Below are 14005 nucleotides of genomic sequence, written 5' to 3'. Positions count from 1 at the left end.
AAGGTTTGCCCTGAACGAGTTTGATACGCTCGAAGCGCACTGACCAGCGCTGCAGGTATGGGCTCAATCACTAACGCGCCGCGCGCAGAGGTTGTTGCTTCTCTGCGGTAATCAAGCGGTAATTCATGCACCTTGGGCAGACCTTGTAATTGCTTACGCCAATAGTCGAGCTCCTGTTGCCATAGCGAACTCTGCTCCAACTGCTGTTGCCACATTACATAATCAACATAATGCACCTCTTGCAATGCTAAGATTTTGCCGCTGAGCGCGGCTTTGTAAGCCAGTCCTAAAGCCTCACTCAAACAGGCAATAGACCAACCATCGGCTGCGATATGATGTAAGGTGATAACAAGGGTAGCCTGCATCCCCTCTTGTTGATAAAGAATGGCGCGCAGCATTAAATCACGACTTAAATCGAAGCTAGTTGCGTAATCTTCTGCGATGGCCTGCTCTAACGCATGTGCTTGTTGCTCAGCGGATTTACCTGTCCAGTCGTGCTTAACCAGGGTAAATCTAGCATCAAGGTTAATGCTTTGCTGCGGTTCTCCTTGCGCATTTTGATGGTAATTAAACGCCAAGACTGGATGTTGCCTAACCACAGCAATAAAGGCTTGCTCCAAGGCCTCAGCATTCAGCTTGCCTTGTAATTGGAATATGCCCTGTAGATTATATTGGTTGCTGTGTCCTTGCAGTTGGTCAACAAACCATAAGCGCCGCTGTGCAAATGACAAAGGATAACTAGGCTGTGATGGTGCAGGTTGTAGACTTGGTAAAGAGGACTGTGACTGAGAGTTAGCCTGTATCTCGCTTAGTTCAAATACGCTAGGATTGGCAAACAGTTGCTTTAAGCTCACCTCCACCGAGAGCTGGGCTCTTAGTTCATTGAGTAATTGCATTGCCAATAAAGAGTGACCACCGATGCTGAAAAAGCTATCGTGCAGCCCCACTTCTGGTGCGCCTGTTAAGGTTTGATAGAGTGTGATTAACTGTCGCTGCAACGCACTTGTCACCTCACTACTTTGGCTTTGAGAAGTTAATGCCAAAGACTGTAATTGTTGGCGGTCTATCTTGCCATTACTCAAGGTGGGTAAGTGCTGGCAAAGCTCTATCCAGCTTGGGATCATCGGCTCAGGCAAGCGACGCTTCAAGCCTTGGCGGATCACCTCGCGCAGATTGGTTGCGGCGCACTGGCTGCCATCAACACTTACCACAAAAGCAACCAAGGCATCTTGTTTGCCGAGCTTGCGCACCACGACTGCAGCCTGCGATACCTCATCAAGCGCTACCAGTGCAGCTTCTATTTCATTAAGGTCAACGCGGTAACCGCGAATTTTCGCTTGTTTGTCAATTCGACCGAGAAATTCAAGCTCGCCGCTCGCATTCAGCCTAACGCTATCACCACTGCGGTAAAAACGGGCGCATTGGGCACTATGTTGCAAGCTACTTGTAAACTGAGCTGCGGTCTCTGAAGGCGCATTTATATACCCCTTGGCGAGGCTCGGCCCGCCAATATAGAGCTCACCGGGCATGCCAGCGGGTGTTGGCTTCCCCTGTTTGTTGAGTACGCAGGTAGTAACATGTGCCAACGGCGCACCGATTGGATAACTGTGGCCGGTTAGTCTGCTGTCTGTGACTTCATGACAAACCACTCCAACACAAGCCTCCGTCGGACCATAATGGTTGAAAATACGCGCCGTGGGCGTCAGCGCACGAATGCTATCAACAAGTTGCTCACCCAATGCTTCTCCACCTAACACCCACTGCGAAATAGCGGGCTTTTGCTCAGCAAACTGAGGCAAAAGCACCGCGGCAAAAGAAGGGGTTAATTTTATCAAGTTAACTTGCTCAGCCACTAACTTGGCTGCAATTTCAGCGGGTTCTGGGGCTTGGTTTGCAAGGGTGAGTACCACAGTGCCGCCATGAGTAAGCACCGGATACACAGCCGTTAAGCATAAATCCGTGGCAAGTCCTGTGACTACGCCCGCTCGCGTATCTTGGTTGTAACTCAATCTCGCCGCGATGCTGCTGCAATAGTGGCTCAGCGCGCCATGGCTGATCTCAACCCCTTTGGGCACACCAGTAGAACCAGAAGTAAACAACACATACGCGCTATCATCAAAACTTGGTGAATAAGTTTGCTGCGGCGCTTCTTTGTTTTGGCTCAGCTCACTATATGTAAGCACCCAGATGTCAGCTTCTCGTAGCGCTTGGCAAAGTGGCGTTTCGACACTTACCACCACCGTATTACAATTAGCTTGCGCTAGCATTTGTAGCGCTCTGGCAGTGGGCATATTGCCATCAATAGGTAGATACGCGCGACCACTTTGCATTACGCCAAGCATAGTGACAATGTCACTCATATCACCCGTAGTTATCAGCGCAATGATTGACGCTGGAACATCTAAGTTGTTGGCAATTTGCAAACTTTGGGCATACAACTGCTGATACGTCAGGGTGCGTGATGCTTCGCCATTGGTACTTGGCACAACCACTGCAATCGCATCACCTTGAGTTTGCGCTATATTTCTGATTACTTGTAGCACCAGCGCCGGCTGGCTGATGTTGTGATTAATATCCGCCGCCTTTGTCGGTACGTTCGTTGATTTGAGCACCAAGTCGTCAATCGGCAGCGTTTCTTTAGCACAGTAGCACTGGACGAGTGCCAAATAATCATCGGCAAATTGCTGAATAAGCACATGCTTATAAAGCCCTGTTGCATAAACAAAGTCACACACAAAGGCATCATCTGTATCATCAACAGATAGGGTTAAGTCAAATTTCGCAGTGTCATTATCTAGGGCAATTAACTCGGCTTCTAATTGGTTATTTACCGACACCTTATTACTCGCCACACCATTGTAGTTAAATAACACTTGGAACAAGGCGGAATGCGCTGCGGATTTGGGTAGCTCTAACGCTTCAATGATGTCTTCCACGGCAGCATTTTGATTACTAAGCCCTTGCAATACTTGACCTTGTAGTGCCTTAATCGCCTCACTCATGGAGTGTTCACCGTTTATCTGCATTCGCAATGGCAAGGTATTAATAAAGCAGCCAAGCATAGTTTCAAACTCGCTTTGCTGACGATTTGCAACCGGCACCCCTAAGGTAATATCGGCTAGCTCACTGTAACGATAAAGCAAGATGTAGAACACGCCCAGCAAGGCGGTAAAATGTGTTACGCCATCGTTGTGGCAAGCTTTATCTAATCGTTGTATTTGTTCTGCGTTAAACGAACAACGAACTGTGCCACCTTGGTACTGCTTTTCTTTTTTTCTTGGATAGCTGGTGGGTAATTCAAACGGTGTAAATGCCTCTAACTGCTCAGTCCAATAGGCCAATTGCTGTTGATAGTCTGGGGATTGTCTTAATTGCTGCTCCCAGTGCACATAGTCAACATACTGTAAATCGGGAAGCTCAACACACATCTCTGTTAGCTCATACAGCAGTGCGTTGATAAATACAGTCACGCTCCAGCCATCACTAATAATATGATGCATGTTAACGAGTAACCAGCGGCAATCAGTATGAGAGTTACTCACTAAAGCCGTCACTTGCAGCAGCGATTCGTTGGCAAGATCAAACTGATACCGTACAGCCTGTTTAATCGACTCTGGTAGCTGATTGGGTAGCGCTTCTTCATCCACGGTAATCACAGCAATTTTCATCGCCTCAGCAGGTTCAATTTGCTGCACTACCTTCCCTTCAACCGTGGTAAACCTTGCTCTTAAAATATCGTGCTTAGCTACCACGCGGTTCAAGGCTTGTTCAATGTCCGTGACTAAAAATGGCTGCGATAATTTAACGAGCCCAGCCATATTGTATGCCGCGGTGCCTCCTTCATACTTATCAATAAACCACATTCTTTGCTGCGCAGCAGATAGCGCGGTAGATTGCTTTTGTTGCCCCTGAAGGTAGGTGATAAGCGTAGTTTTGTGCGTCTTTATCTTATCCAGAATACCCTCAGGCACCTGCCCAAGCGGTGTTCTAAGTTTTAATTTATCCTGCTGTAAATAAACATAAATCTGTTGACGATCAAGCTCATCTAACCACTGTTTTATTGCAAAGTTATCCATCATTACAAGTCCATCTCCGTCATGGATTTATCACTCAGTGCAGCGCTCAAATCACGATCGCTCACAATATCACTGACTTTTTCTACATTTGGAGTTTGCGCTTCCAGCGCCATGGCATCATGGGCTTGTTTCAGCGCTTCTATACATTCGGCAAGCTCTGCAATACAGGCATGCTCAAAGATGTCGCCAATGGTCAATTTAATATTGAAAGCTTGGTTGAGTCTCGATACCAACTGCATACCAATCACCGAATTGCCACCGCTATCCACAAAACGTGCTGTGACGCCCAACTGCTCAACAGGGAGTAGCGAGATATAGTGCTGGTGCAGCTGTTTTTCTGTTTCAGTGCGGGGAGTCAAGGTGCATATTTCTGAGGCTTTTTCTGCCACTGGCTTTGGCAGTGCTTTGCGGTCGCGCTTACCATTTGGTGTCATCGGCCATTGACTTAACCAAACAAAATGCTCAGGCACCATGTAACTTGGTAACCACTCACCAAGCACTTGGCGCAGCCGAGGCGAAGACCACTCGGTAGATAACTCACCATCATCAACAATATACCCACATAGACAAGAGCCTGTTGCTAGTGTTTGCACACAAACATCGACTTCACTGCTATTGAGTATCCGCCCCAAATGATGGCTAATATCACCAAGCTCTATGCGGTGACCATGAAGCTTAATTTGGTTATCTAAGCGCCCTTTTACTTCAAAGCGGCCATCAGCTAACCGTCTCGCTTTGTCTCCCGTTTTGTATAAACGGCGACTAATGGAAGCTGTAAATTGATGATTGATAAAGCGCTGCTGGGTCAGCTCCGCTTGATGTAAATAGCCCATAGCAACGCCACTGCCACCAATGTATAACTCGCCCCATACGCCATCGGGTAAAGGCAACCCTTCACCATGACACTCGGTTGGGAGCACAAATAAGCTGGTATTTTGTATCGCTTTACCAATGGTTACCTCTGCGGCATTGTCGATATGTGCCACCGCCGACCAAATCGTGGTTTCGGTTGGCCCGTATAAGTTATAAACCGCTTTGCTGTGACTAAGTAACTGCGCGGCCAGTGCCTGAGGTAAAGGCTCGCCGCCACTCCACACTTTGATGCCAGAGGTACATGCTGGCGCCGCATTTAGCAGTAATTGCCATAACGTTGGCGTTGCCTGCATCACAGTTACCTGTTGCTGCTCGATAAGCGCGCCAAGCACAGCAGGATCGCTAATACTTTCATCACTTGCCAGCACCACAGACGCACCAACCAGTAACGGTCCAAACAATTCTAGCAAGGCAATATCAAACGCCACCGTGGTGATAGCCAATAAGCGGTCATCTGCCACCAGCCCCGGCTCGCGACACATAGATGCAAGCAAATTAGCAAATGCCCCGTGATTGACTTCAACGCCTTTGGGTTGGCCCGTTGAGCCAGAGGTATAAATCACGTACGCTCGCTGCTGAGCTTGAATTAGCAAGCTTGGGCTGCGAGTCGAACTTTTGGCAATTTCTTCCGCATCGCTATCCATGCAGACTCGCTTTAAACCACCATGATTGAATAACGCAGACTCCGCACCAGTGGCATCACACAGCACAACTCTCACTTTGGCATCATGCAAAATATGCGCGATGCGCTCGTCAGGAAAGGTAAGATCAAGTGGTAAAAATGCCGCCCCTACTTTCATCACCGCCATAAGTGCTATCAACAGCTCCGCCCGGCGTGGTAATGCCACTGCCACGATACTATTGGGTGTTACCTGCTGCTTCATCAAGTAGTGAGCGAGCTGGTTAACACGCGCATCTAGCGCCTCATAACTGAGACTCACATCATCCGTTACCAGTGCCGTACGTGCACTGCAACGCGACACATTGTGCTGCCACGTTTCAATGAAACTCGTCGCGGCCTTGACCGATTTCTCGTGCTGTAGCGGTAACTCAACCAATCGATACACATCATCACTATTTTGTATCAACTCATTTTGAGCCCCTATCGGTGTGCTGCCTTGAACCTGCGATAGCAAATGGACAAACTTAGCCACGTACTGGGTCATTAATTCAGTATCAAATTGCGCAGTGTGATATTCCACTAACAGTGACCACTGTCCCGCAACACAGGTCATATTTGTCGTCAGTTCAAATTGGCCAAATTTAGCGACACTTGGCTGTACCTCAACTTCTAACCCGTTAAAGCTCGGCAAAGTAGTAACTTTATCTAGATTAAACAAAGTACTAGGTAGAATTAGCTGTTCATCCGCAAGGCTTGCATACGGGTGGGTTTGGTGATCAAAAGCATCAAGTAAGGTATTTTGCACCCGTTGTACCAGTTCACCGATAGTGTTAAGGCCTGCCATATCAACCACAATGGGTAAGATATTGGTGCAATAGCCCAGTAAGGCTTGGTCGAGTAACTCAGGCTCAAACTGTGATGCCAGCCGTTGCCTATCTGATACCGGCACACCTACACTTATCACCGTCTGACCACTTAACTTGTGTAGCCACAAGCAATAAAGTGCAAGCATAGTTGCAAATTGCCCACAGCGTAAAGACTGGGCAAGGGTCTCAGTGTTTCGGATTGCACTCGACGAAATGGGTAATGTGAGCTGTTTGACTTGGTATGAAGCCGCACTCACCATCGTTGATTTTGGTAGCTCAAGTGGTGTTGAACTGGCTAAGCATTGATGCCAAAAAGCTTGGTTTTTTGCAGCTGCTGGTGAATGCGAATATGCCTGCAAGCTATCAACGTAGTGACTAAAGGAGACCGCTCGGCTCGCCACCTCATTTTGTTTTGCATCTTGATTGTAGCGCTCAGCGATTGCTTCCAGCACCATTTGTAGTGAAAGGCCATCGCAGATCACATGATGGGCCACCACACTTAAATAGTGTTGCGCTTTGCCATCACTCAACAGCGTCACTCTACAAAGTGGGTCTTTTGCAAAGTCAAACGGTTGATAACGCAGCGCGGATAACCGCGCCTGCAATGCTGCTTGGTCGTCTTCGCTCCATGATTCAACATGCAGCTCGGCTTTTTCCACTCGGCAATATTGCATTAAGCGCTCACTATCAACACCAAAACGCAAGATTGGGAAGTCGCGGCAGAGCGCAGTAACGGCTTGTTGCAACCGCGCTAAGTCGAGCTTACCGGAGAGCTTTACCGTCGCTTGTAATTGATATGCGCTCGCTCCATCGCTTGAGGTCAACGCCAGCGCTAATAGCTGTTGCTGGCTATGGCTAAGTGGAAATGCAGCATCGTCATCACTTTGGCTCGCTTCACCAAAATAACCCGCACGTTTTAAGCTAAGTACACTGGCTTCAACTGCGTTTATCACCGCTGTAATGTCTTCATCTGTGTGCGCGGCGCTGAAAAAGCAGTTTCGTCCTTCCCAGATAAACACACCGCGCTCTAGCATTTCATAAAAGAACACATCAAGATTTTGTGAAAAGCGAAAACGGAATAATGAGGCAAATGCTTCTATTCGAATGGGTACGTCATGGGTTTCAAAAAACGCATTGAGATGTGCTTTAAATGCCGCGGTTTTGTCGTTGATCCCTTGTTGTAACGCTGGACCTTGCGATTTAATCGCTTGCAACACCGCCTTGGCGCTTGCCATGGTCATTGGGTGTTTACAAAAAGTTCCGGCGAAGAAGGTGGTATCGGTCAAAGGGTAAGAATCATCTCCGTATTGCCAATTGCCGCCGTCAATGGCATCAAGATAGGTGGCTGCCCCCGCGACCACACCGATAGGCATACCTCCACCGACGATTTTGCCGTAGGTTGCCATATCGGCCTTAATACCAAGCAAACCTTGAACGCCACCGGGATGTGCTCTAAAGCCAGTGATCATTTCATCAAAAATAAGGGCAATACCATGTGCTTCAGTGAGCGTACGAAGTTTACGTAAAAACGCCCAAGGCTGATTTTCAGGATGACGGCTTTGTACCGGTTCAACAATCACCGCGGCAATATGTTGTGCCTCTCGGGTAATGATCTCAAGCGCTTCATCATCACCATAAGGTAAAACAAGATTATCGGCGATTGCGCCGTAGCGCACTCCAGCACACATTGCCTCTACGCCGTGCTCTGGCGATTCAGTTGCTAAAGTACCATCATAGTGCCCATGGTACGCACCTGAGAACTGAACAATTTTATCGCGTTTGGTCACTGTTCTTGCTAGGCGTAGCGCTGTCATTACCGCCTCTGTACCAGAGTTACAAAACGATGCCCGCTCAAGCCCAGTCAGCTCACAGATAAGTGCAGCAACCTCAGGTGCATCAGGACTTGCAAGCCCCAGTTGCATACCCGCTTCAAGCTGTTGCGCCAGCGCAGCTTTGATAAAGTCAGGATTATGACCAAATAAGTTAGTACCAAAGTCCATGGTGATATCAATATAGCGATTATCATCAATATCCCAGATATATGCGCCCTCACAGCGCTTAGAAAACACCGGATAAAGTAGCTCTTTGCTCGACAGTCTAAAACCCGCCGAAGCACGGCAGTCCGCAAGGCGTGCGCGATATTCGCTCACCAGCGCTTTTGAACTGTGCGTTTTCGCAATGTAAGAGTCACTCAATGCAGCAAGGTGTTGACGTATGGCTGGGCTGCTATTGGCATGCTGCACTTGTTTTTGCTGTGCGCCTGGTAATACTGATTGAGCGCTGCTCAGCTGGGGTTTTGATACCACAGTTGCTGTTGTGGTGACTGCACTGTTTTCAATTTTTACGCCCTGAATATGGCGTAACTGCTGTCCCACCACAGCTTCTAACGCGGCTCTCGCTTCGGCGTTGGTTACTGTGCTTGCCGCCTGCAATTGCGCCTGATAGATAGCGACAAGCGTGTGGTTGTCAGCCTCTACTACACTACCTTTTGGCGTATCAGTCGTTATCGATACAGGTGATGGCAAACTACCAGCTTGTTGTGAACCCTGCGGCGCTTTGAGATAGTCACTATGGCGTTGAATATAGGCCACTAACTTATCGACATCGCTGAGCTCTTGATAAAATTGGCGAACACTAAACTCTAAACCGAATTCCCGTTCGTACACTCTAACGGCCTGCATAATCATCAACGAATCAACCCCCATTTCTAGCAACGGGAGGTTGGTTTGGATAGCATCAGCGGGCATCGACAAGAGTCCCGCTAAGGTATTGAGCACAAAGCTGCGGATCTGAGCATCACGGTCACTTGTATCCACCACAGTCAGAGCTTCGGGCTGTGATTGTTCAGTACCAAAAACCCAGTATGAGCTGCAATCAAATGGATATTGCGGCAAACTCACTCTAGCGCTCGGGCGATTGCCATACACCTGTTGCCATTCGAGCGCCCCGCCTAAATCAAGGTATGTGCCTAAACACTCGGCGAACCTCATGCAGTCATCGCCTTTGGGGTGCAATACATGGGTATAATTGAGCGCTTTGTTATTGCTGTTTTCTTGTAGTAAACCACTCAAAATAGGTTTAGGACCAAGCTCAATCGCTAAGCCATGCTCTAGTGACTCAAGCGCAGTTACACAGTCAACAAAGCGAACCGGTGCCATAATTTGCTCAACCCAATACTCAGCTGTTGCAATGCGTGCGGTCTCTACTTGCCCCGTCATGGACGAAACAAAAGGCAGCCGAGGCTGTTGAAAGCTAACCTGTTCAGCGACTTTCCTAAAGGCCTCTAGCATGGGAGCCATCAGTGGAGAGTGGAAAGCGTTCGCCGTATGTAGCGCTTTTACTTTAATTTTCTGTGCTGCAAGTACGTCACTGAGGGCAGTGATTGCTTCATCAGCACCGGAGAATACGACCCCAGCCTCACCATGGAAGGCTGAGATAACCACTTGCTCCTGATACTCGCTCAAGCAATTACGTGCGGCTCTTTCATCACATCTTGCGGCGATCATGCTGCCTTTTATCGGTAATTCATGCATTAGCTGACCACGCGCTGCAATCAACTCAACGCCATCACGAAGCGAAAACACACCCGCAATACAAGCCGCTGCATACTCACCAACGCTATGACTGAGCAGCTGAGATGGCTTTACTCCATAATGCATCAATAAGTTTGCCAAACTGTATTCGACGGCAAACAAGCTCACTTGCGTCCAACGGGTTTGTGCCAGTAGTTCACTATGCTTTTCATCGAATAACACATCCAACAGGCGTGCTCCAAAGCGCTCGCCAATCAGGCTGTCAATTTCATCTAAGTGACTGCGAAACACCGCGTGGTGTTGATATAAAGAGTGAGCCATCAAGGGGTATTGCGAACCTTGTCCGGTGAACAAAAACGCGACATCTGGAGCAGCATTTGCCGAGGACTGTTCAACAATAATAGGACTATTCAGTTGCGAAATAAGTGCTTCTCTACTCACACCACTAAACATTTTATGCACACCTTTAAGCGGTACTTGCTCGGCATTTTGTGCGCAGAAGTCATCAAATGCTTGAGGAGTCAAACTCGACAATCGTTCACTATAGTGACCAGCAAGTTTCTGCAATGCCGCTTTCGATTTAGCGGCCAGAGGCAATAGATAAAACGAAGGCGGTGTTACTTCAGCTTGCATGTCGGGTTTAGGCACAGGCGCTTGCACGCAGATCACATGTGCATTAGTACCACCAAAACCAAAAGAGCTTAATCCAGCGGCTCTGATTCCCCCCTGTTGTACAGGCCATGTCTGCATGTTTTGCGGCACCATAAATGGGAGCTTTTGCCATGGAATATGCGGATTGAGCGCCTCACTATAGCGCTGTGCAGGAATTTGCCCATGCTGTAAACACAGTAGCGTTTTGATAAGCCCAGCAATACCCGCACCGGACTCTAGGTGACCAATATTCGCTTTTACCGCACCGAGAATAACCGGATCATGACGACTATGGTGTTCTCCATACGTGCGGTTTAATGCTGTGATCTCGATAGGATCGCCAAGCTCCGTACCCGTACCATGGGTTTCCACATAGTGGATATCTCCCGCCTGCATCTTGGCATTATCAAGGGCAGCATTGATCACCGCCTGTTGCGCGGCACTATTTGGCGCGGTAATACCATTACTGCGGCCGTCTTGATTAATTGCACTGCCTTTGAGTACACCAACAATCGGGTCGTTGTCTGCCATGGCTTGTTGTAGCGGCTTTAGCATCACCACCCCAACACCTTCACTTCGCACATAGCCATCCGCTGCCTGTGAAAAGGTTTTGCAATGGCCGTCTGCTGCTAACATCTGTGCGTTTTCACAGGCCTTAGTCACATCATCGCTCAGAATTAGATTAACGCCCGCCACCAATGCTGCGTTTGTTTCTCCATTTCTTAGCGCTTGAATTGCATGATGAAGCGCCACCAGCGATGACGAGCACGCCGTATCAATCGCCACACTTGGGCCGGTAAAATTAAAGCTATAAGAAATACGGTTTGCAGCAATGCTCAGTGCTGTGCCTGTACCTAAATACGCGGTACTTTTTTGCTGTTGTTGCGACAATAAAAAGTAGTCATTTTGTGATATACCAACATACACGCCAATATCGCTACCAGCGAGCGTGGCGGGTTGGTAACCGGCATGTTGTATGGCGTGATAAGTCGTTTGGAGCAGTAATCTATGTTGTGGGTCGATATGCTTAGATTCAAGTGGCGAGATCCCGAATAATGCAGCATCAAACTCATCGACATTCTCTAAATAGCCACCGAGTCGGTCGGCTTCAAGATTCGGGCAAAGCTGCTGGCGCTTAGGATCTGGCGTGGTGACCCCATCGCCCTGCTGACTTAACAGCTGCCAAAATGCATCTAATCCATTTGCTGAAGGATAACGACAGGCCATACCAATCACGGCAATATCTGTATCCGCAATATCTTCAGCTCGGCGAGAAGCTTGCGTCTTATTCGCTTGCTCAGTGGCACCTTTCGACTCGTTAAGCTCTGCCTCTCCTAGGGCTTGAGTAAGCGTACTAAACTGACTCAAATACTGGGCTAGTTCGCGAATTGAGGGATATTCGTAAAGTACCGTAGGCTCAAGGTCTAGCTCGTGTACTTCCATTAACTCCCCAGAGATCCGCACCGCTTTCATCGAATCCACACCTAACGCCAAGAATGGCGCGTCGATATCCAAACTACGCGCGGGCTTATCTATTTCTTGTGCGACTAACTCTTGTAATAACCGCTGAATTTGCTGTAGTGACGACGAAGATGATGGCGCCTCAGCTTGTTGTGGCGTAGCTTCTTCACGGGCACGCGCAATTACTTCAAAATTATTGGCTAAATAACTGCGCTTATTCTCTTGGCGCTGAATTTTACCGCTCGAGGTTTTATGAATGCGACCAGGCTTTATCAATACGATGTCATAAGGCGTAATGCCGTGGTGCTCAACGATCGCAGCGGTTATCTGCTGTAATACCTGCTCAGCATTTAACTTTCTTAGTGCAGTACGCTTTACCTGTTGTACTATCACCAAACGCTCTTCATCACCATTAGCGGCGACCGAAAACGCTGCGCCGCCATTTTGTTCTAAACTATCGCTTGCTTCTGTAACCGTAAGCTCTATATCTTGCGGGTAGTAGTTTTTACCGCGGAAGATAAGTACGTCTTTGGCGCGCCCTGTAACGAATAATTCCCCACGCTGGATAAAGCCTAAATCACCAGTACGAAGGTAATCTCGCTGGTCAGCACCTTTAATTCTGGCATGAAACGTAGCCTCGGTTGCCGCTGGGTTATTCCAATACCCCTTTGCTACACTTGGGCCAGTTACCCAAATTTCTCCGGTTTCACCATCATTGCAGACTTCAAAAGACTCTGGGTTAACAACCGCAATGCTATGCTCGCCCCAACTCACGCCAGAAGATACGGCGTAATAAGGCTGCTGGTCATCAGCCACATCTAATGCATAAAATACATCTACTACGTCTTCATCTGCGACTAGTTCGGCTTTACCCTGCTGTAGCTTGGTCGCATCAATACGTAATATTCTTGGCTTTTCTAGAAGACGGCCACCGGTTGCAAATAAGGTGGTTTCTGCCATGCCGTAACAAGGTGAGATACTCTCTCTTTGTAAGCCACATACTTTAAACTTTTGATAAAAGCGCTCTAACGTGCTGGCACGCACTGGCTCTGCGCCATTTAATGCCGAACGCCAATGGGACAAATCTAAGTCTTTAAGGTCTTCATCTTTGACGGTGTCCACACACAGGTCATAGGCAAAGTTTGGCGCGCTTGACGTTAAAGCTTTGGTTTGGGAAAGCAGCTTTAACCAACGCAGTGGTTTTTGCAGGAAATAAGCCGGATTCATCAGCGCAGCTGTCGCACCGATGTAAATTGGGTGCATAATGCCAAAAATCAGTCCCATATCATGGAAATGAGGCAACCAGCTTACAATCGCAGAGTTGCTATCATGACCAAACGCTTCTTTCATGAGCGCCTGATTATCAAGAATATTGTCGTGGGTTACCATTACGCCCTTAGGTGTGCCCGTCGAGCCTGAGGTATATTGTAAAAATGCCAGTTGCCCACCATGAATGTCCGCTCGAGGCCACTGTTGAGTGGTCGATTTAAGTGCAATGTTATCGGTAGTAAATAGTGCTAACTGCGCTAGGCTTGGCTCAGAATCAAGCAATGGCTTGGCGATTTCATTAATCTTTTCACTGGTAAGCGCACCTTTGGCACCTGCGTCTTCAATGATAGCGCGCAGACGATCAACGTTTTGATTCTTCTTGGGTGGATAAACCGGTACCGCAATGATCCCTGCGTATAAACAAGCGAAAAAGGCTTCAATAAATTCAAATCCAGAGTTGTACAGTAACAACGCTCTGTCACCCGGTTCAAAATATTCACTCAATGTCTCAGCAATGGATGCTGCACGTTCATGTAGTTCTTGGTAGGAAATGGTTTTACTTGGTAATGCCTCATCGTAAAAATACTGATAGGCAATATCTTGAGATCGAGTACGCGCTAAACCCGCGAGTATAGTAACAATATTTGTATTCAT

The 14005-nt window shown here is 48.0% G+C and carries 2 protein-coding genes (1 of these 2 cut by a window edge); both read right to left on the bottom strand.

Translation table 11 applies throughout. From position 1 onward, the window contains the following. Nucleotides 1–4079, bottom strand: partial view of a non-ribosomal peptide synthetase gene (locus L1D50_RS00190; protein ID WP_239965270.1) — the start only. The gene continues 5749 nt to the left of window position 1, outside the view; the window shows 4079 of its 9828 coding nt (coding positions 1–4079); it begins with the start codon at nucleotides 4077–4079; its stop codon lies off the left edge, out of view. Next, nucleotides 4079–14005 (bottom strand): non-ribosomal peptide synthetase/type I polyketide synthase, encoded by a 9927-nt coding sequence (locus tag L1D50_RS00185; protein WP_239965269.1) that lies wholly within the window; start codon nucleotides 14003–14005, stop codon nucleotides 4079–4081. Before L1D50_RS00185 ends, L1D50_RS00190 begins: the two co-directional genes overlap by 1 nt.

Source organism: Pseudoalteromonas sp. Isolate6, from assembly GCF_022398435.1.
In the GTDB taxonomy this organism is placed as follows: domain Bacteria; phylum Pseudomonadota; class Gammaproteobacteria; order Enterobacterales; family Alteromonadaceae; genus Pseudoalteromonas; species Pseudoalteromonas galatheae.
Note: the sequence above shows the minus strand (reverse complement) of the source record. Positions and strands in the feature narration are given on the sequence as shown.